This is a genomic window from Acidithiobacillus sp. YTS05 (genome assembly GCF_024396695.1).
GTDB lineage: Bacteria > Pseudomonadota > Gammaproteobacteria > Acidithiobacillales > Acidithiobacillaceae > Igneacidithiobacillus > Igneacidithiobacillus copahuensis.
Genome location: NZ_CP094359.1, coordinates 785,593 through 805,991, shown reverse-complemented (window position 1 = coordinate 805,991; position 20,399 = coordinate 785,593). Strand labels below are relative to the sequence as shown.

The 20,399-nt window shown below is 59.0% G+C and carries 21 protein-coding genes and 1 pseudogene; 5 read left to right on the top strand and 17 right to left on the bottom strand.

Annotated elements, in window-relative coordinates:
- The first annotated feature begins 80 nt into the window (after window positions 1-80).
- The 5 genes and pseudogenes from MQE22_RS04045 to MQE22_RS04025 all read left to right on the top strand — a co-directional run bounded on the left by MQE22_RS04045 (window position 81) and on the right by MQE22_RS04025 (window position 3,850).
- Window positions 81-470: a hypothetical protein gene (locus MQE22_RS04045; protein WP_255790140.1), complete on the top strand. Its 390-nt coding sequence runs from the start codon at window positions 81-83 to the stop codon at window positions 468-470.
- A 31-nt stretch (window positions 471-501) separates the two neighbouring features.
- Entirely contained in the window at window positions 502-1,557 is a 1,056-nt protein-coding gene (locus MQE22_RS04040) for an IS5 family transposase (protein ID WP_255789558.1), read from the top strand.
- Between the two features lie 144 nt (window positions 1,558-1,701).
- A pseudogene (locus tag MQE22_RS04035) lies at window positions 1,702-2,580 on the top strand (carbohydrate porin); the annotation flags it as partial.
- An 86-nt stretch (window positions 2,581-2,666) separates the two neighbouring features.
- Window positions 2,667-3,281: a BMC domain-containing protein gene (locus MQE22_RS04030; protein WP_215871711.1), complete on the top strand. Its 615-nt coding sequence runs from the start codon at window positions 2,667-2,669 to the stop codon at window positions 3,279-3,281.
- Between the two features lie 5 nt (window positions 3,282-3,286).
- Window positions 3,287-3,850 carry an NUDIX hydrolase gene (locus MQE22_RS04025; protein ID WP_215871710.1) on the top strand — a complete coding sequence of 188 codons (564 nt, stop codon included), beginning with the start codon at window positions 3,287-3,289 and terminating at the stop codon, window positions 3,848-3,850.
- 66 nt (window positions 3,851-3,916) lie between these two features.
- On the opposite strand, the gene MQE22_RS04020 is transcribed toward MQE22_RS04025, so the two are convergent.
- The 17 genes from MQE22_RS04020 to MQE22_RS03940 all read right to left on the bottom strand — a co-directional run bounded on the left by MQE22_RS04020 (window position 3,917) and on the right by MQE22_RS03940 (window position 20,377).
- Window positions 3,917-4,720 carry a CbbQ/NirQ/NorQ/GpvN family protein gene (locus MQE22_RS04020; RefSeq protein WP_319643735.1) on the bottom strand — a complete coding sequence of 268 codons (804 nt, stop codon included), beginning with the start codon at window positions 4,718-4,720 and terminating at the stop codon, window positions 3,917-3,919.
- Window positions 4,721-4,733: 13 nt separating this feature from the next.
- Window positions 4,734-5,060, bottom strand: a complete 327-nt coding sequence (locus tag MQE22_RS04015; RefSeq protein ID WP_215871708.1) for a P-II family nitrogen regulator — start codon at window positions 5,058-5,060, stop codon at window positions 4,734-4,736.
- Window positions 5,057-8,203 (bottom strand): DUF2309 domain-containing protein, encoded by a 3,147-nt coding sequence (locus MQE22_RS04010; protein WP_215871707.1) that lies wholly within the window; start codon window positions 8,201-8,203, stop codon window positions 5,057-5,059. Before MQE22_RS04010 ends, MQE22_RS04015 begins: the two co-directional genes overlap by 4 nt.
- Complete coding sequence (locus MQE22_RS04005; protein WP_215871706.1) at window positions 8,188-8,961, bottom strand: hypothetical protein; 774 nt, start codon at window positions 8,959-8,961, stop codon at window positions 8,188-8,190. The genes MQE22_RS04010 and MQE22_RS04005 overlap by 16 nt, the downstream gene beginning before the upstream one ends.
- A gap of 4 nt (window positions 8,962-8,965) precedes the next feature.
- The gene (locus MQE22_RS04000; protein ID WP_215871705.1) at window positions 8,966-10,654 is read right to left on the bottom strand and encodes an NADH-quinone oxidoreductase subunit 5 family protein; all 1,689 of its coding nucleotides are present in this window, start codon (window positions 10,652-10,654) and stop codon (window positions 8,966-8,968) included.
- Window positions 10,655-10,743: 89 nt separating this feature from the next.
- Entirely contained in the window at window positions 10,744-13,095 is a 2,352-nt protein-coding gene (locus MQE22_RS03995; RefSeq protein WP_215871704.1) for a nitric oxide reductase activation protein NorD, read from the bottom strand.
- A gap of 89 nt (window positions 13,096-13,184) precedes the next feature.
- The gene (locus tag MQE22_RS03990) at window positions 13,185-13,406 is read right to left on the bottom strand and encodes a hypothetical protein (RefSeq protein ID WP_215871703.1); all 222 of its coding nucleotides are present in this window, start codon (window positions 13,404-13,406) and stop codon (window positions 13,185-13,187) included.
- Window positions 13,403-14,023, bottom strand: coding sequence for a ParA family partition ATPase (gene parA, locus MQE22_RS03985; RefSeq protein ID WP_215871702.1), 621 nt, complete (start codon window positions 14,021-14,023; stop codon window positions 13,403-13,405). The genes MQE22_RS03990 and parA overlap by 4 nt, the downstream gene beginning before the upstream one ends.
- A 3-nt stretch (window positions 14,024-14,026) precedes the next feature.
- Window positions 14,027-14,302 (bottom strand): 4a-hydroxytetrahydrobiopterin dehydratase, encoded by a 276-nt coding sequence (locus tag MQE22_RS03980; protein WP_215871701.1) that lies wholly within the window; start codon window positions 14,300-14,302, stop codon window positions 14,027-14,029.
- Entirely contained in the window at window positions 14,292-14,738 is a 447-nt protein-coding gene (locus MQE22_RS03975) for a ferritin-like domain-containing protein (protein ID WP_255790138.1), read from the bottom strand. The genes MQE22_RS03980 and MQE22_RS03975 overlap by 11 nt, the downstream gene beginning before the upstream one ends.
- Window positions 14,739-14,750: 12 nt before the next feature.
- Window positions 14,751-15,089, bottom strand: a complete 339-nt coding sequence (gene csoS1, locus MQE22_RS03970; protein WP_215871700.1) for an alpha-carboxysome major shell protein CsoS1 — start codon at window positions 15,087-15,089, stop codon at window positions 14,751-14,753.
- Between the two features lie 75 nt (window positions 15,090-15,164).
- Window positions 15,165-15,461: an alpha-carboxysome major shell protein CsoS1 gene (gene csoS1 / locus MQE22_RS03965; protein WP_004871256.1), complete on the bottom strand. Its 297-nt coding sequence runs from the start codon at window positions 15,459-15,461 to the stop codon at window positions 15,165-15,167.
- A 56-nt stretch (window positions 15,462-15,517) separates the two neighbouring features.
- Window positions 15,518-15,814 (bottom strand): alpha-carboxysome major shell protein CsoS1, encoded by a 297-nt coding sequence (gene csoS1 / locus MQE22_RS03960; RefSeq protein ID WP_004871256.1) that lies wholly within the window; start codon window positions 15,812-15,814, stop codon window positions 15,518-15,520.
- A 36-nt stretch (window positions 15,815-15,850) separates the two neighbouring features.
- Window positions 15,851-16,087 carry a carboxysome peptide B gene (locus MQE22_RS03955; protein ID WP_226826949.1) on the bottom strand — a complete coding sequence of 79 codons (237 nt, stop codon included), beginning with the start codon at window positions 16,085-16,087 and terminating at the stop codon, window positions 15,851-15,853.
- 10 nt (window positions 16,088-16,097) lie between these two features.
- Window positions 16,098-16,349 carry an alpha-carboxysome shell vertex protein CsoS4 gene (gene csoS4, locus MQE22_RS03950; RefSeq protein WP_215871698.1) on the bottom strand — a complete coding sequence of 84 codons (252 nt, stop codon included), beginning with the start codon at window positions 16,347-16,349 and terminating at the stop codon, window positions 16,098-16,100.
- On the bottom strand, window positions 16,346-17,902 hold the full coding sequence (locus tag MQE22_RS03945) for a carboxysome shell carbonic anhydrase (protein WP_215871697.1): 1,557 nt from the start codon (window positions 17,900-17,902) through the stop codon (window positions 16,346-16,348). The genes csoS4 and MQE22_RS03945 overlap by 4 nt, the downstream gene beginning before the upstream one ends.
- A gap of 9 nt (window positions 17,903-17,911) precedes the next feature.
- Window positions 17,912-20,377 (bottom strand): alpha-carboxysome scaffolding protein CsoS2, encoded by a 2,466-nt coding sequence (locus MQE22_RS03940; RefSeq protein WP_215871696.1) that lies wholly within the window; start codon window positions 20,375-20,377, stop codon window positions 17,912-17,914.
- Between the last annotated feature and the right edge of the window lie 22 nt (window positions 20,378-20,399).

Genomic DNA, 20,399 nt, shown 5'->3' with positions numbered 1-20,399 from the left:
CAGTATATGAATTGACGTTTCAGGGACTTTCACGAGATACTTATGCAACTAGGTTGCATGATTTCAGAGAAAGCCTCTTTATGCCGAGTCCCCGCCAATTGATCGCGCTACCACGCGTTTTCCCAACTATCGGCATCGCGAAGAAACCACCAGTACTTTTCCTCACAACTACTCTCTGCCTGACCGCCGGTAGCCTGGCACAGGCGGCTCCCGTCTCCCGCTCCATTCTCGAAGATCGGCACCTCCACTGGTGGAATGGTCTTTCTCTGGTCAATCACCTGGAGCTGGAGGGTGTTGCCAATCTCCGTGGCGGTCAGGCCCGGGGCAGCTCCGGCACCTTCCTGTGGAAGGGGGCATTGGCCCTGCATACGGACAAGGCTGGCTGGTGGCAGGGAGGTTTGTTTCTGGTGGAGGGCCTGGCGTCCAGCAGCGGCCACCCTAACAGGTTGCTGAAAAAGTCCGTGGTATAATTGGCGGGACAGGGCACGGAGAGATTCGATCATGCGTGGAGCCAAGGCAGAGACAGGTGCGTTGTTCAGTTATCTATCCCCGGAGGATCGTGTGCCGGCAGATCATCCCCTACGTGCTATCCGGGTGATCGTGGACCGGTCTTTGGCTGAACTCGACGGACACTTCAACCAGATTTATTCGGACCTTGGCCGGCCCTCGATTCCTCCAGAGCACCTGCTCCGCGCTTTGCTTTTGCAGGTCTTTTACAGCGTCCGCTCGGAACGCCAACTGATGGAGCAGCTCGATTACAATCTCTTGTTCCGCTGGTTCGTGGGCTTGGGAATGGATGCCCCGATTTGGGTGCCGACGGTGTTCACCAAGAACCGAGACCGCTTGCTGGACAACGGAACGGTGCAGCGCTTTTTCCAGACGGTCGTGGAGCAGGCACGCAACCAAGGACTCCTTTCCGAGGAACACTTCTCTGTGGATGGCACCTTGCTGGAAGCCTGGGCATCGCAGAAATCCTTTCAGCCCAAAGACCCCGAGGATCGGCAGGGCGATGGCTCCGATTTCCGTGGGCAGAAGCGAAGTAATGACACCCATGCCTCGGTGACCGACCCCGACTGCCGCCTCTACAAGAAGGCCTCAGGAGAGGCTTCGCGGCTGGCCTATCTGGGGCATGTGCTGATGGACAATCGGCATGGGTTGATTGCTGGAGAGCAGGTCACCAAGGCGGATGGTACGGCAGAGGTGGATGCTGCAGTGCAGCTCCTCGACGAACTGGGCGGTGCTGATCGCATTACTCTGGGAGCCGACAAGGGCTATGACCGGCACGAATTTGTGCGGAATCTACGTGACCGCAACGTCACGCCCCATGTGGCGCGCAAATGCAAAGGTTCGGCGATTGATGGACGCACCACTCGTCACGTCGGGTATACCATCAGCATCCGCGTGCGCAAGCGGATTGAATCGATCTTCGGTTGGATGAAGACCGTGGGCGGGATGCGCAAAACGCGATTCCGTGGTCTGGATCGTGTAGGTCTGCACTTCACCCTGGTTTCCACTGCCTACAATCTGGTGCGCATGGCACGACTGGGGGTGGCATGATGGGAGCGCTGCGCCCAGAATGCGGTAAATCGAGAAAAGTGACTAGGAAAATCGCAGAAAACCCGCCCAGAGGCGCATTCAGGCAGTCATTTTTGATAAAAACCGAAGAATCGTCAGTTTTATCGCTCGGTTTTTCAGCAGTCTGCTAATACCGATTATGTCGGCGACCTGCAGGGCGTATCCAACCTGACCACCGCAGCGCACGTCGCTCGTCTCTACAAGGCCTATTACCGCCAAAATCTGGGGCCTTTCACGTTTCGTGTGGGTCTGATCAATCCCAACGACTACTTCAATGACACCGGAGTCGCTGCGGAGTTGTTTAACCCTTCTTTCGGCATCTATCCCGTCATTTCCGGCAACATTCCCTACACGCCCACCTATCCCTATTCGAGTCTGGGAGTCATGGCTGCCTATACGCTGGGGGAGACCACCCTGCAGGCGGGGGTCTTCAATGCCGATGGCTACACCGATCTGCGCACGCCTTGGGGGGGCGAAGGACAGATCTATTACGGCGAGATCGACGAGAATCTGGCACTGGCCTCCGGCAAGCTCACCCTCAAGGCCGGCGGATATTACGATCATGTCAGCAGCGACTACTTGCGTAATGCGATCGCCATTGGCCCTGCACCCAGTCAGGGAGGCTTTTACGGCACCGCCGAGTACCGTTGGAAAAGCGCTAATGGCGAGGACTGGGGCGCCTTCGTGCAGGCCGGTGCTGCGCCCAATTCCGCGAGCACCTCTCCCATCAACGCCTATGTGGGAGCAGGATTGCGATTGCGAGATTTTCTGCCCGCCTCACCCAAGAGCACCCTGAGCCTGGGCTTTGCCCGCGCCTGGCAGCGGCAAGCTGGCGCGGAAACCTCGGTGGAGGTCAATTGGTATCAGCCGGTCTTTCACCATTTTTATATCCAGCCCGACCTGCAATACGTGATCAATCCCGGCGCCAGTGCGCCGGGCAATACCCTAGCCAACGCCTTGGTCGGCATCCTGCGCGTCGGTTGGCGCGGAAGCCTCTGGGGATAACTACAGGGGTAAAAGCGGTACATACAGGCGGCTATAAATAGAAGCACGTTTCGCTTATACTTAGGCGATATGTCAAAGTTCTTCGCATGATCCAGCTTCGCACCTACGTTTACATCGATTCTCTGCAACCCCAGCTTGCCGCGTACATGGCCTCAGTCTCCCAGGGCTTTTTACCGGTGCCTGGGGACGCGGCGTTGTGGATCGAGGTATCGCCGGGCATGGCGGTGCATCGCCTCACCGACATCGCTCTCAAGGCAACCCGGGTGCATCTCTCGCAGCAGGTGGTGGAGCGCGAATTTGGTACCATGGTGGTACACCATCGCGATCAGAGCGATGTCCGCGAGGCAGGGCGCGTGGTGCTGCAGCGCATGGGCGCGCAACAGAGTGACCGTGCGGTCTGTCGCGTCACTTGGAACGAGATCATCCGTGGCATGATGCCGGACCATACCGTGCTCATCAATCGCCAGAATCGCCGCGGGTCGATGATCCTGCCCGAACAAAGTATGTTCATTCTGGAAACAGAACCTGCAGGCTATGTGATCTATGCCGCCAATCAGGCGGAAAAAGCAGCCAACATCACCCTCATCGATGTCCGTGCGGTCGGCGCCTACGGTCGTCTGACTATTGCTGGCCGCGAGGCCGACGTCGACGAGGCGGCGGCAGCGGCGGTCCATGCTGTCCAGAATCCCTCCTGGAGCTGATGGGGATGGATCGGCAGGAACTGCAGCACGCCTTATGTCACTACCGCTCGCGCTATCCTGAAGAAGCGGCGTATGCGCGCCAGGGTTGCGCCCTCCTGGCCAGCGAAGCGGACTGTTTTCTGCGCAGTGGGGCGGGGCTGCACATCACCGCGTCCTGCTGGGTACTCAATCCGGCAGGGGACCATACGTTATTGATGTTGCACCGCAAGCTGGGACGCTGGTTTCAGCCCGGCGGCCATAGCGATGGAGATGAAAATGTCCTGCGGGTTGCTCTCAAAGAGTGCAGCGAGGAAACCGGTCTTCCCGCCGAAGAGATCCACTTCCTTTCCCGGCAGATTTTCGACATCGACATTCACCGCATCCCGGCGCGGCGCGAAGAGCCGGAACATCGGCATCTGGATATCCGCTTTTTGATGGAAATCGACGACCGTCTGCCCTTGATCGGTAACAGCGAGTCCCATGAGTTACGCTGGGTGCCGCTGCACGAAGTACATAGCTACAACCGCGAGCTTTCCATTCACCGACTGCTGGTCAAAAGTCAGGAGTGGCTGCGGCAGCATCGCCGCTGAGTCTGGCGCCACGCTAGGGGGAGAGGATGGTCCCAGCAGCGTGGCACCATCCGCCCGAGGTCCATTTCAGAAGAAGGTCGTCACCGCTGCGTCGAGGGCATCACGCATGTCGGGATCATCGGTGATCGGACGGACTAACGCCACACTGCAGGCAGCCAGCGGCTCAATGCCCTTCTCAATCAAAGAACCTGCGTAAATCAGCATACGCGTTGACAGTCCTTCATCCAGGCCGTGGCCCTTGAGATTGCGCGAGCGCTCTGCAATCGATACCAGCTTGCCGGCCATCTCGGTGGAAACCCCCGATTCGTGAGCCACGATCTCGATTTCCAGATCGCGGTCGGGATAGGAAAAATCGAGGGCGCCGAAGCGCTGCTTGGTGGACTGCTTCAGGTCTTTCATCGACGACTGATAGCCAGGATTATAGGAAATCACCAGCAGGAAATCGGGATGGGCGTGCAGTAGTTCGCCCTTCTTGTCGAGGGGCAAGGTGCGGCGATGGTCGGTGAGCGGATGAATCACCACCGTGGTGTCCTGCCGTGCCTCTACCACTTCATCCAGATAGCAGATGGCGCCCATGCGCGCGGCGGTGGTCAAGGGGCCGTCCTGCCACTTGGTACCGTCCTTGTCGAGGAGAAAGCGCCCCACCAGATCCGAGGCCGTCATGTCTTCGTTACAGGCGACGCTGATCAGCGGCCGCTGCAGACGCCAGGCCATATATTCGATAAATCGCGATTTGCCGCAGCCGGTTGGCCCCTTCACCATCATCGGCAAACGTGCGGCGTAGGCCGCCTCGAAGAGGGAGATCTCGTCATGGACCTCCTTGTAGTAAGGCTCTTCGATAATTTGATACTGCTCTTGATCGATACTCACGAACATCTCCTTCTCAATTCTTGAACTTCACCAGGCGACTCACCTGAATGTCGGATACGAACATCACCCCCTGATGTTTTTCAAAGAAGGGCGTAAAGCCCTCCAGAATCGGCGCGAGCAAGTCTTCCGGCACGGCGACGATGATCATGATCAAAACATCATCTTCGTTGAACATCAAATGGCTCTCGTAGATGCCATGGCTGCCTTTGCCCGAAAGATTACCAACGATGCTATAGCCCTTGACCCCCGCGCGGTCGAGGAGATCGGTGGCAAAATCGCGGTGAGCGCCTTCGAGAATAATCTCGATCTTTTTCAATGGATGAAGATTGAGGGTGTTCATGCACTGGCCTCCAATAAGCTCTGCCGATATTGTCTACCCGATTCCGGGTGCACCTGAAATTCGCCTTCTTCCAGCACCAGACAACGGTAATCATCCTCGGGATCGATGACGATGACCCGCAGCCAGCCGCCCATGATCAGCGCCTTCACCTTGGGCAGACGGCCCACGGCAGCGAGGACGAAGCCCGCCGGCGCCTCGACCAAAGCAATGAGGCGAACCGGCTCGTGGTAGGGCTTTCCTTCCTGATACATCGACTGAATGGGCAAGCCGGTGCGCAGATCACTCTGATTTCCGGTCATTACCCCGAAACGGCCAGCGACATTGTGATACGCCTTGCTGCCGCTGCCGTAGTGATGCACGTCCGTCGTCGAAAAGTAATGCTCCAGATTGATCCACTCGCCCACCACCACTGGCGCTGAGAGGATGTTTTCCAGGAAACGGCCTTTCGGATCCAGGCGATAGTCATAGGATTGCAGGAAGGATCGCCCCTGCAGGTCCACCCCTTCGGTCAGGTGACGACCACCAATGATGCCATAGAGGTTGCGGGAAAGGCCCCACTCGGGGCGCACCTGCGACCAATCATGGGCATGGCGGCGCGCCAGGGCCGCTGCCGCGATGGGCTCGGCAGCCAGAGCCCGGCTAGCACCCAAGGTGGGCATGCGCTCCGCAGCCGTGCGCCGGGTTGCCGCAGTCAGGCCATTTTGCAAGCGCTCGAGATAGAGCAGATGGCGCGCCGGGAGGAGATCGAGATCATGCAAGGTGATTTCGTCCGTAGTCGTGTTATGCACGGCGGGCAGAAACCAGGTATCTTCTGGTATGGCAATACCTTTCTCCAGAAGGCGGCGACGCACTTCGGGCTTGTTGGCCATGGTGCATATAACCCGAGCATTGGGTAGTCCCCGACCACCACCACAGGCACCACAGTCCAGCGCTGACTCGTAGGGATTGTTCTGCGTCTGGCTTTCATGCCCCACCATCAGCACAAAGCGCGAGAAATTTTGGCTTAATCCGGTGGACAACAAGGCATTCGACACGTAACGCACCTGCTCGTCCAGAGTGAATCCGAGGCGAGCGATCCGTTCCATCTGCAGGCTTGTCTCATATCGATCGACGCGGTACACGCTGCGGAGTTTGTCGATAAACTCGGCCTCTGCCTCCGGAGTCAAAGCGAGACGATTCGCCAACGCACTTTTCCCACTCCGATTGCCCAGGGCAATTTCGCGGAGTTCACGGATTTCATCGTCGGTTACGTGTTCGCGGTCCATCCCCAGCTCCCGCTGCAGGGCGCGCACAATCATGGCCCGTTGCACTGCGCGGATGATGGAATCCGCCTGCTCAGCATTGAGCTTGTCGACCAGCAGACGCGTGACAGGTTTGGCGGCATGCAGATGCCCGTGCGTTTCGTGATAGAACACCGGAGCCACGGTTTTGCCGATCAAGCCCAGACTGAAGATCAGACCGACAGCCTCCACGGCCACAAAAGGTGACAAAACCGACGATTTGATATCGTGCAGCACGTGTTCAAGCGCCCCATAGAGTGGCTCCTCTTCCAGCTCCAGTTCCGCCGGGATTTCGACGATGAGGTTTTTGGGGGTCTGTACCGCTGGGCACAGATGCACCTCGCTGCCCTTGCCGTATTCCAGGAAGCCAATGGGCACACCAAAGAAGCCGGCAATACCAAAGGTTTGATAATCACCCAGCGCCTCGAGATGGCGGCGCATCGGCTCCGAGCGCACGTCGATACAGAAAAACGCCTGGGCAAAGGGACGTTTTTTCGGATGGTCTTCCGGCAGACGCACCTTGCGCACCAAATCCGTGATGTAATGCGACTCCATGGCGCGCAACCAAGCAAACCCTTCCGCTCGCTCCCAACGGCGCAGCACATTCACAAATTCTGCCACCTGTTCAGGGGTCAGAGACTGCAATGCGGATAGCGCATCGCTTCCCACCCGGCCCGCCAAAGCGCGTAAGGCGCGAGTTTTGCGCTCTGCCTCGTGCGTCCGTTTGTCCTGAATGTATTCTTTGGCCAGAGGCGCATAGCCGCGCCGAGAACGACGCGCAAGCGCATCATCCACGCGCTGCGCCCAGGCCGGCAGGATCGTCCCGGCATGGAGTTCACTGCGCAGATACGCGCCATACGGATCGTCGTGCACAAATTGCTGTAGAGCTTCCGCATCTCCCGGACAACCGTGATGACGGACGGCCTCTTGCACCAAAGACAGACCCAGCACCATCCGTACCGCAAGGTAATCCGCCAGATCTGCGGGATATTGCTGGGCCCAGTAATAATGCTTCGCCGAGCTGCGAAAGCGAATGAAACCCGCCCAGCCATGCAAGCGAGTGAGTTGGCGGGTGATGTATTTTTGCCAATGGTCTTCCGGTATCTTCAATAAATGCAAAATGTGCGCGATGCTACCCTCGGGACTCTCACTGGACGCCAACAGCTCTCGCAGGTGCAATCCAAGCAGGGTGAAGCGCAGATTGTGCTGGGCAACATCCTTCCAGGAGGCAAAAAAGCCTTTCTCCCGACTCGGGGCCTGCCATGCAGACTGTCCTTCGTCAAAAAAATCCAGACAGCTTTTTACCAACAACTCATCCAGGGTATCGCCAATTTTCGTCCCGAAAAGGCGGTCGATGTTGTCATACAGGGGACCATCACTGGCAATCTTGCGTCCTAACACGGTCCGCAAACGCTCCAGAAGCGCCGTTTCGTCGAGCTCGGCGGCTTGCCGTCCCTGCAAGGCAGCGGCCAAGACCTCACCATCCAACCAGTCACTGGCCTGGACCAGACGTTCGGAGCGGCATTCCGTCATGATCGTCCACAGCCAGGTCTCGAGATCGATGCCAGGAAGATCGACAGATTGCTCGCGCAAAAAACTCTGCAGATAGCGCCGCAAGGCGGCATCGTCGATCTTGCCTTCGGCTCGATATCTTTGATAATGCGAGCGGGGTAGGTATCCACGACCGTGGAACAGGTGGCTGCCCTCCTCCACCGCATCCGGAAAAGGCAGGTGTTCCAGACCGAAGAGTGGATTGTGATGGATGAAGGTACGCATGGGCCAGAAACGCGGGATCGGCTCGCCCGCAACGTAGATCATCGAGCGCACCTTGAGGCGATCGCCCAGGGTCAGTTTCCTATCCATAGGCCACTCCAGACTAGTCCAAACAATGCGAAAAGGAACAGCACTCCGGCACCCACACTGGTCACCGTGCTCCCGATATCCGTCAGCGGCTCCCCCTGGTAAATACCAAAGAGCAGATCCTGCAGGAATTTACCGATTGACCATCCCCAGATCATCAAGAGCAGCAACAACGGCCACAACCAAGACAAACTGAGCAAGTGAAATACCTGCAACATGGCAAAAAACCCGGGGAATATCGGTGTCGCCACCAGAGCCAAAGCAGAGATAGTGATCAGTCCACTCAAACGCGGTAGTTCCGTGGCGAGTCCGCCGCGCAACCCCAGGTAGGCACCCCCCATCCGCTGACTCAGCAGGCCCGCCCAGATCATGAGCAAGGCCGCCGGCACGGACCACGCCAGGGCAAAGAGCTCCGTAAAATGCATGGCGCTGCCGCTCGCTACCAGAAACCAGGTCAGCGCCAATCCGGAACTCGCGCTAAGACGCGACCAGATGCTGATTTCCCGCGCACTCACGGCACGAAAGGCATAAAACACCGCGGTGAAGAGTACCATCATCAACCAGATCCGTTGCCCGAGTACGGGCAAGGGCAAGAAGGGTCCGGTGTGGTACAGCAGCAGAATCCCCAATTGTGGCAAGACCAGAAGCGCCAATGCCCTACCCCAGGGTCCCGGTGCCGTCGCCACCAAGCGATTAAAAATCAAACTCAGCGGAAAAATGGGGAGCAGAACTGCGCTGATCAGAAGAACGATCCATTCCATGGGCTTAACTCCAGCGGAACCAGACGTTGAGACGACGGGACGCGGCAAACAGCACCTGTGTCATGCGCACATAAAAGTCATTCAGATAGAGTTCTCGAGTCAGCAGCGCATATAGTGCCACATAGGTGCCATGCCATTTTTCGCTGAGATGTTGTCCCCAATCCCGGGCGTCGGCAAAGAAAGTCAGTGCCCAGCCGCCAACAAAGAGCAGGGCTAAGATGATCACCAAGACATCATAGGAAAGCACTCCGATACTTGCCGAGGCGAAGAGCCGCTCACTGGCCCCGTGCTCCGGATAGAGAAAGCTCCCGAAGTAGTGACTGATCAGGGTATAACCAATCACCACGAGCACGAAAGAGCCCAGTATCCCACCCATGACCTGCCAGGGATTGCTGTGGGTCATCTTGTGCGCGGCAAATAGCGCCTGCGCGCCCGTAACCCAAGCAAAGAACAACAGAATGATGACCCCCTGCTCGAAGAACAGGTGCGAGGCCACAAAGAAGTGCGACAGACTCAGCACCAGCACTGGTACGAGAATGGTGAGTGCCGCAGCGGTAATCAATGGTAGACGGGAGGGTTTATTGGGCCGACGCTCCACCACCGAGACATAGACGGGGTCTGGGGGTACGCCATCCTCGGTGCGGGCCTCACCAATGGCGTTGCCCGCTCCCAGAAAGAGCGATGCCTTGAAAAAACCGTGGGCGATGAGGTGGAATACTGCCAGCGGAAACGCACCCAGACCACATTCCATCACCATGAAACCCATCTGGCCCATGGTCGAATAACCAAGGGAGCGCTTGATGTCGTTTTGAATCAGCATCAACGCCGATCCCAAGACCGCGGTGATCAGTCCCACCACAAAGGCGATGTGCAGAGCCAGACTGGTATACTCAAAGATCGGCGCAAAGCGGTTGAAGAGAAAACCACCCGCATTGACGATACCGGCGTGCATCAGCGCCGAGACAGGTGTCGGACCGTCCATCGTATAGGGGAGCCAGCCATGCAGCAGGAACTGCGCCGAGCGGGCAAAGGCGGAAATAGCGATGAGGATGCCGACCCAGGCCGGGACTGGCATGCCCCAGAGCTGCACGGCATTCGGTGCCGCCGCTACCTGCGCGAAGATGACTGGCAAGGACAGGCTATGGTAGGCCTTGAACAGAATGAACGCCGCCAGCCAGAGAGGCAGATCACCAAAGCGATAGGTGATCTGCGTCCAGAAGGCATAGCGCCCGGATGCCGAGCGATCGGTGTCGTGTCCGAGCAGAAAATAGAGAAACACCCCCACCAAAAACCAGGCCACCAACAGGGTGATCAAATCCGCTGCGGAAACCATAAAAAAGATGGTTGCCGTCATCAGATCGAGCAGGGCAAAGAAGCGCGGATAATTCGGCTCCTCAATCATATAGCGGACCGAATACATATGTACCAGGAGACTGATTCCCGATACGAAGGTCCACATGATCAAGGCCAGGGGATCCAGCCAGATACTCCCCCAGATCTGTCCGATCCATTCCACCCTCGCTACCTGCGAGGTGATGTAATCACCCAATAAAGACAGCGACAGCAGAAAGGTCAGCAAAGTAGCCAGCACGCTGAGGCGTGCAGCTGCTCCCTTGCGGTTGCGCAAGAACAGAAAAATGATCGCTGCCGACAGGACGGGCACGAAAGGAATCACAATCGCAAGGGTGTCCATCAAAAACTCCTTGTTGCCGAGGCACAGGGGGGAATCCACTAGCTCCCGCTAGATGGGCTACCCTGCCAGTGTTACTAAAAGATTTCCTGTTAGGACTTGGTCATCGATACATAGAGCTGCGGCAATTTCAGCGGAAGACTATCGACATGATCCAGCACCAAGTAGTTGCGCTGGCCAAAAATACGGCTGACATACTCGTCGGCGTAGGGGTCGAGCGACAGGCAGAATGTGCGGATTCCCTTACGCGCCAGTTCCTCCACCGCTCGTTTGGTATCGAAGCGCAGATACTGCGGATCACGCACGTCATTGTCTGCCGGCTCGCCGTCGGTGAGTAGGATCAGCAACTTTTTCTGGCTCGGGTACTGCTCCATCAGATGCCCGGTGTGGCGCAATGCCGCACCCATGCGCGTGGAGAGTTTGCCGGTCATGCCGGCCAGGCGTCCTTTCACCTTCTCGTCATAAGGCGCAGCGAAGGATTTGAAGGTGTAAAACTCGACATCGTGGCGACCATTGGAGTCAAAGCCACACAGCATAAAGGGATCACCAATCCGGTCGAGAGCGCCGGCGAGCAATACCGCGGCCTCGCGCGCCAGCTGCAATACCGTGACATCTCCCTCGCTGCGCGAGCGCAGCTTGTCGTTGGTCGATTCCGAAAGGTCGATGAGCAGGGTCACCGATAGATCACGAATGTGCAACCGGGTACGAATGCCGATGCGCGGATCGGGCTGCTGTCCCATGCGGATATCGGTCATCGCCAGAATCGCCGCATTGATGTCGATGTCATCGCCATCTTCCACCTTGCGCGTACGCACCACCCCTTGCGGCTGGATGGCCTCGATCATCTTGCCGATCTTCTGCACCAAAGGCTTGTGCTGCTCCAACAGAGCCTCGATTTCCGCTGGGTCTCCCATTTTCGGGCGCTTCTCGTAGACCGTGGTCCACATCGGGCGCTCCAGCTGTGTCTGGTAATCCCACTCGGAATAGCTCACCGGCTGCGCGACCGGCTCCTTCCCTTCCTTCTCGTTGAAGGTCTTGCCGTCATCATCATAGAGCTCGGTGGCGAGAATCCAGATCTCCTGGGCGTCGTCACCAGCGAACTCCACATCGAGAGTGTTGATCATCTCCATCAGACTCACATACTTGCGCACTTGGGGCTGGCCACCGTTGAGGATATCGACTGCGCTCGCGGGCGGGGTCCACAGATAGCGGTTGTCGTCACGGTAGGGGCTGGACGGCTGATCCTTTTGCGCGGAAAACTCCAGGCCCAGCTCCTTGCTGAGGTCGGCAAGTTCCTCGGCGGCGGAGAGAAGAACGCCATATCGATCTTCCTGCTCGTCCAGGAGCCGCGGAAACAGACCCCGGGCACGCGCCACCAACGGATGCTCGTCCTGATAATCGGGCTCGATGAGGGCATAGGCCGCCCGTTCGGCAAGTTCGCCAAGCCGCGCGTCGGTCTTTTTTTGCCGTACCGCCTCGGTTTGCCCGAGGCGCCGCCAAAGGGGCAGAAGCCCCGGGAAGCGCCGACCCTCCAGGGTCTCCACCCGCGCGTCTTCCAACACTCCAATCCAGAGCTTTTTCAGCGGGGTAGCGAGTTCCAGACGGGTATCGAACTGCGATTCGACGACATGCGCCGCGGCATGGGCGACCGCTGCCCGATAGACCTCCAGAGCCGGCACCTTGTCGTCGTTCGCAATTACCGCATCGTCATACGCATCGGGCACAAAAATGAAATAGTCCTCGATGTAGGGCTGATAACCCGTGCGGCTTTCGTAATCGCCGGAGGTCGGACGCAGAAAGAAATCCCGTCCCCACAAGGCGCGCAGGTACATATTCAGGCGTCGCTGCACGTCCACAAAGAGGATGCCGCGGTGCTCCTGCTGCAACACGGCAAGGGCCTGTGGCGTTTCCAGGCCAAAAAATTCCGCCTGCGCCGCAAAATCGTTGCGATAGGCAGAAATGCCCCAGTTGGCCCAGCGCCGCAGCCCGCCCAGGGTCATCTGTTCGAGAAGCACCTCGATTTTACCCAACATGGGACGCACGCCTCGCGGGGCCTGCGCCAGCAACTGATCGAGAAGCAGGAGATAGCCGCGGAAAAGGTCGATCTCTCCCAGACGCTGGGCAACAACGGGGGCAGTCGAAAAAAACAGGACCAAGACCTCGGAGCTGGTCTTGGAGAACATGCGGATGGCGGTGGACAGCATCTCGAAAACCGCCTGCTCACCAATTTCCCGCGCCACATGCGGGCCGGCCTCAATGAAACTGAGCACGAGCTCCGTCCCGCGCCCCAAGGATTTGAGGCTGCGCGCACCCTCCAGATAGGCCTCCAGACCGCGCTGGGTAAAGATCCGCGCGGCCTCGTGCCAGTTCGCTTCGAGAACTGCCGATGCGTCGGGACCCAATTCTTCGAGAATGTCGGGGTAGTCGGTCAGCAGAATTGCCATAAGAAGCTGCTCAGCTCGCCCTCCGGTAAAGGGGGGCCGCGGCCCCCGGTCGTCGTCGCTGGTTTATAGCGCGCTCTTACCTGGCGGATTCAGTCCGGCCAGATACGCTGTGGATTCAGCTCGCGTCCGCCGCCAGCATTGAGGTCCGCAACAGATTCTGCTTTGGATTTACTGCTCGGGGAAGCCTTCTTCGCGCTACCGATTGAAGATTCTTTCTCCTTGCTCGCTGCGGGCGCAGCAGTTTTGCTGGTACTACGCTGACGTGGACTCTGCATACTTGCGTTGAGCTTGTTTTCCAACTGGCTAGTCATTTGAGAACCTCCTCGATCAGTACCTCAATTTCTGCAACCGCAGCATCACCTCGTTTCCCCATCTGGTAAACGCTTTTGCCCTCGACTGCAGCGTTGCGATAGATTGCCCTTCTCGCGATCTGCCCGCGGAAAACCGGCAATCCCAACGTTGCTATCGCATGTTCGGCCGCCCGCGAGAGCGCACTCCGCCCCTCGACCTGATTCAGCACGAGTGCGGCGCGCAGCTTCTGATTCTTCTTTTGAATTTCTTCGATGGCTTCGACACTGCGCTGACTCGCCCAAAGGTCGAGAGGTGAAGGCAGCACCGGTAGCAGCACGATATCAGCAAGATCCAGAGCCTTTCGCGTTTCCACTGCCTCCAAGGCCGGAGGACAATCGATGACACAGTACTGCGCTGAACCCATTCCCGAGCTTTTCAGCGCCTCCCGACCGGCAACCGTCATGCCATTGCCTTCTTCTTCGCTCCAGTCTGCCCAACGTTGGAGACTCCCTTGAGGGTCTGCGTCCAACAGCAAGGTACTGGCGCGCTGGGCCAGCCCGGCTGCCAGATTCCACGCCAGGGTCGTCTTGCCACAACCGCCCTTGGCGTTGAACAGAGCGATACGCAACGTGGCCATACCCTATTCCGCCGCAGCGTATGCCGCTTGTGCAGCGTGCGCATATTCCGCGAGTCGGGCGTCCATCTGATCGCCGTCAAATTGCACGGCAACCACGACATAATCGCGCGCAAAATTCAGGTTTGGATAGTAGTCGAACTCTTCGGACAACTCCGTTAGCCGATCCAGAAAGCTGCGCGTAGCCGCATAATCCGGGAAGCTGAAACGCCGAGTCCAGGACAGCGGCTTGCCGCGCTCCTCCCAGCCATCGGGACAACCAGCAGCGATCTCAGTGCCCATGGTGGGTCCCGAGAGAGCTGATGGTTTCCTGCAGATGCACTAGATGACCCTTTTCGTCTTCCAGCAACTGCGCGAACAGCGAAGCGGTGCGTTCATCGCGCATCCGCTGACTGAAATCAAGGGCCTCGGCGTAAAGCTCTACCGCCGACCACTCGATGGCCACGTCCTGATCGAGCATCTCCCGCAGATCTCTGCCCGGCCGCGACGGCCGCAAGGCGCCGGCACTGGGCGCAATGCCCATGCGCAATAGCTGATCGCTGAGCAGGCCCGCGTGCTCCAACTCCTCCCGAGATTCCCGGGCGAAGCTCTCGGCCCAGTCCTGCCAGCCCCAGAGCCGACACAGCCGGGACTGCACGAGGTACTGCTGCACTGCCAGAAACTCATGACTGAGCGCTTGCCCGAGAAAACCGGCAATACGAGGATGCAGTCGCAACACGAACGCCTCTACTTAGCTTTGCACCGCACTGACGTCGCCATCGCGGCCACTACCGTCTGCAGTAGGCGTCGTCGGCAGAATGTTCTCCACTTCCGAGTGGACACGCGCGATAATATGCGCCGCTACCAGGCCATCGCCAACCCGTTCGCAGGCATCGGCGCCAGCGCGAACCGCAGCATTCACCGCACCGGTCTCACCACGTACCAGGATCGTGACATAACCACCACCAACAAATTGACGACCGACCAGACGAACCTCAGCGGCCTTGGTCATGGCGTCGGCGGCTTCGATAGCTGGCACCAGGCCACGCGTCTCGATCATCCCCAAGGCAATGCCTGTTACTGTTGCCATGCTCTATCTCCCTCTAGGGTTTGGGAGGAGGGACACGACGAGCGCTAGGCCGCCGTGTCACATCCGCGAACTGGATTAGGCCGTCGGCGCCTTGGGCAGGATGTTTTCTACCTCGGAGTGCACACGGGCAATGATGTGGGCAGCCACCAAGCCATCGCCCACCCGCTCGCAAGCGTCGGCACCGGCACGCACCGCCGCATTGACCGCACCGGTTTCGCCACGCACCAGCACCGTCACATAGCCACCACCAACAAACTGACGACCGATCAGGCGCACCTCAGCGGCCTTGGTCATGGCATCGGCCGCTTCGATAGCCGGCACCAAACCACGCGTTTCGATCATACCCAGAGCAATACCCGTTACGTCTGCCATTGTAATCTCCTAACAAAAATCAAAAAATCTTTGGGAACCTGACCGACCTGGCCGCTTTACGCGGTCGGAGCCTTGGGCAGGATGTTTTCCACTTCCGAATGTACGCGCGCGATGATGTGCGCGGCCACCAGACCGTCGCCAACGCGCTCGCAGGCATCGGCGCCAGCGCGAACCGCAGCGTTCACGGCACCGGTCTCGCCACGCACCAGGACCGTCACATAGCCACCACCAACGAACTGACGTCCGATCAAGCGCACTTCTGCTGCCTTGGTCATGGCATCCGCCGCTTCAATTGCCGGCACCAAACCACGAGTTTCGATCATTCCCAGTGCAATACCTGTTACATCTGCCATTTTTCACCCCTCCTTACAGAGAAAAACCCGAACCCGTCAGGGTTCCCAAAAATCGATGATGCCACCAATGGTAAGGTCAGTGAGGACCTCGAAATCACCTTGCGCATAGCGCGCTGCCGAACCCGACACGGTAAACACCCACTTACCCTCGGGGACACCGACCGGATCCGTTGCCACCACCGTTTTCCCGGTACTATCGCGCAACACCCGTAGGGATGCCTGCTTCAAGCCGGGAATTCGGCGTGTCGTGACCAGATCGGACTGAACGCACATGATTTCCATCTCAGGCCGGCGCCCAGTTGTCGATGATGCCGATAATCGTAAGGTCCGACGGGTAATCCTTGGACCCAGCGGCCTCCCGTGCTGCCGAGGATCCGACGCAGATGACCCAGTCACCGGGGATACAGCCGACCGCATCGACCGCGACCGAGCGCGTACCCCCTTCCTTTTCCTGCACCACGAGCAAAGGGCGATGCCCCATCTCGGCGATGCGATTGGTAGAGACCAGTGTCTTTTCCACCCGCATGATTCTCATGCCAAATCGACCTCCTCCAACGCGCTTCCCAGAGGCAGATCCTGAACACTGCCATGCAGATACAGCCAGCCATTACGATCGAGCTGCGCATAGCGCTGACGGATTGCATCTGCCACCCGCTGCAGCTTGCTCACTACTCGTTCACGATTCCCGGGTACCCGCGAGTCATAGCGATAGTGCAGCGCCATGGGAATCGGCAACTGCCGTTCGACGTTGAGATGCTTGAAGATCTTGATGCCTACATCGAGATCCGCGGCGCCCTCTTCTACTGTGTCGAGACGCGCGTAATAGGCGACATTGCGCATCTGCAATTCCTGAAAACCATCACCCACACTGATGAAACGCTCGCCATGCCCGGCATCTGGATACCATCCACCCACCCGATCCGCCACATATTCGATCTGGCTCAAATTGTTGATCAACAAAGTGGCAATGAGGCGACGCATACCGTCATGGGGCATTCCTTCCCCCTGACCCCAACCCGATGACTCGGCCGCAACACGAATCGCTTCGTAGACGGCGAGACGGGCGCGGTCCGCATCCATATCCAGCGTTTGCCGATACACTTGTGCGTTATCGACGTAGCGATAGGCGCTCAGGTTGCCCTTGGCATCCGGCACATGGATACGAATGGCATCGGTATCCGTATCCAACCCAATCAGTAAAATGTCAGTGCTGGCACCGCAACAGAACTCGTTTTCGATGGCTTCCCGGAAGGCCTGCAAGCGCTGTAGCGCCATTTCCAGCGCCAAGCTCTCGTTGCTGCCATGCGCTGCACATCCCTGATGCGTCGGATCGAGAGAGCTACCGTGATACACCGCAACCTTCAGGTAGCGGGTCGGCACATCTGCCGTGGTCGGGAAGCCTTCGCGATAGCGCCGCAATTCGGTCGCCTGCCAGTCCTCGACATCCCTCTCCACATCGAAAAGCGTGCCCGCGAAAGCACTGCGACGCAGCAGGTGTCCCGCTGGCAAACGCAGCACGTAAGGCAAAAAACCCTTCAGACGACCGTCGGCGCAGAGCGAAAGGTTCATCGCGTGAAATCCACAGTCCACCAACATCGCATCGACATTCTCACCGGCCTGCAATTCCTCGCGCAGACGCTGAGAAAAACGCGCCACACCCCGTTCCAGTGCAGCAAACGTGGCACTGGCGAACAGGGCACGCATATCAAAACCCCGGACCCAAGCGTTTTCGAGCAGCTTGTCCGGCAAGGAAAAACCCAGACGCTCCTGCGCCAGGCGTTGTGCATTTTCCGCGTACCCACCACCCAGGCCGCGCGCAGCCACTTCCTGCAATACGGGCAGGATCGCATCAAAGCGACCTTTGACGCCGTCCTCACAGTGACCGAGCCGATCATTCTCCACCACATTCGTCAACGGATGACGACAGGACCGGTGCGGCAGCGCGGTGCAAGCGGGATGCTCAGCCGGCATACCATTTGCGGCAAGAGGCACTTGCACCTCGGAAGAGTAGCGTTGTGCCATCGACATCGCTGGCGCCGAAGACGAAGCACTCTGGCGAAGGTGCCGCATTTTTCTTCGCGTATCCATGCCTACGCCTTATCCCCTTGCGCCACCAGAGTAAGTGACTGCCGCACCTTTGCGGGCGCTGCCACTGCTGCCAGTGACCTTGGAATCGCTCACCGGGGCAGCGAGAGCCTGATTGCGGTTAGCCCCGGCACTCATCACGCAGCTACGAACCGCGCCGCGCTGGGTAGGATTACGTCCCTGCGCCCAGGCGCCTTCGGTGCCGGTAACCCGATCATTGCGGCTCCAGTCATCGCCGGTAATCTGCCACGCACCCCGTTCTGGTGCGGCGACCTCAGGCGCTGCTAGCATCTCCGTTGCCGGCGGCAGGGCGCTGACCGATTGCGGCTCACGACTGCGAAACTCTGGAGTGCCGGTAATCAAACCACGCGCCAGATTGACCGGTCCCGTGATGCGACCGCTCTGCTCAAACGCGTTACCCGTGATTCGGCTGCGCCCCTGCCGGGCAGGAGGGACAATACTGAAGTCCTGAGCGGGTACAGGCGTGCTGGCGACCGGCGCTGATGCGGCTGGTGCGGGCACAAAGCGTTGACTGCCTGCCGTGCCGCCCTGCTGCATGGCATCCCACGCCATAGCCTTCTGCTTGTAGGAACAGCCATCACAAGCACAGGTGCCAGCCGGTGCCGTGGCAACGGTATCCATTTCCTCGCCCTGGTACGGCGTGCCAGAAACCGCGAGATCCTCACCCACTTCGTTACCGGTGACATTCTCTGCCGGCTCCATAGCGGGTCCGCTAACCCACTGACCTTTTGCCGTACGACTGACGGCAACCTTTGCTTCTTCCGCCTGCGGGGTGCTTGCGCAGTGGGCAAATTGCTCTTGCCCATGATATTCGGTTCCGGTGACGGGCCAGCACCCTCCCTGCTCGTCACCTGTCATTTTTGGGCGATGATCCATCCCCGTTCCGGTAATGGTCGAGCCGGCCAGACTGGTCATACTCTGAACTTTATCAACACCACCCCCGCACAGAATAGGGCTGTTGTAACCAGTACCCGTGACCCGCTGACAAGAGCCCGGCTCGTTGCCTGTAACCTTCTCGGAACGATCCACGAGATTGCCAGTGACCCGCTGCCCCTTCTCCGTGGCAACCGTCCCGACTTTGGCCGGTGCCGGCGCCGGCTTGGTGTTGCAAAGGCTCTGGTAGCTTTCCAGACTCAAGTATTCAGTGCCCGTCAACTGCCGACATTCTCCGGGTTCCAACCCAGTGATACGCTGGCTGTTGTCAACGGCGGTTCCCGAGACCGTACGACCGGCAAAGGTGTGAGTTTCCGCCACCTTGCTCGGCGCGCCATTGATGGTCATTTTAGCCACCCCGGCGTCCCAATACTGCGAACCCGTAATACTCCGCTGCGCCCCGGCCTCATAGCCAGTCACGCGATTGGTACGCGATTCATCACTGCCCGTTACCGGGAGCGCATTCTTCTGCGTGCTGCCCGTGACCACCTTTGCTGGACGCTCTGGGAGATTGGCATTACAGAAGCTCTGGAAGCTTTCGCTGCTGAGGTATTCCGAGCCCGTCACATTGCGACATGCGCCGGACTCATCACCGGTGACCGATGCGGAACGTCCGACCTGCGTACCAGAGACCTGTTGCCGACCGGAGGTACTAGTCACCGCCACCTTGGCCGGACGGGCCGCAGGACGCTCGCCACAGAACTGATTGAATTGCTCAGCACCAATATATTCGGTGCCCGTAATGGGTCGACACGTGCCCATCTCGTTGCCGGTAACCGCGTCGCTGCGCTCCACTTGCGTACCGGTAACCATAGAGCCAGCCAAAGTCGTGCCTTCCTCGACCTTGCGAAACTTCTTTGCACGTCGTTTACCGGCGGCATCAGCGCCACCCTTGGCAAACCCGCGCCCCCGCCGCGCCTGCTCCTCGCGGCGCAGTTTGGCGAACTCCCGCGCGCTACCATTCTCCAGGTAACGCAAACGAGCGGCCGCGGAGCTCAGACCGCGTACAACGGTGAGTGCGGCCTTGCCCCGCTGCGCCAGGGTCTGCCGCCGTGCGCGACAGAGCTGCCGCACCGGGCGTTCGCGCCAACCAAAGCGTTCGGGGCTTTGCTCGACGAGTTCACAGACGGAATCCAGGAATTCCTCTTCTACTCCGGGAATCAAAGCGGGTGCCGCCTCTTCGCTGACTGCCGGCGATACCGTCGCAGATACTACTGCGGGCCTTTGACCACGATGACGCACTTGGCGCTGCTGCGGATCGGCCCAGCATTGAGCCCCAGCGCAGCGCATGGCGCGATGGGCCAAGGCTGCCTCACGCCCGCTGCCACGGCTCGCCATCTTCTCGGAATGGACCTCGAGAGCGGGAGCGACCCGCGTTTCCTGATTGTTCCCAGACTTTGGCGCGGAAGGCGCAACGACCGGCTTGGCCGCGCCGCCACCCTGCCTACGCATCGCCTGCTGGCGCCGCTTCTCCTGCGCCAAAGCCCGGCCTCGCATTGGACCGGATGCTGATGAATCCGACATACGTCCCCCTTAGCTTGGCACC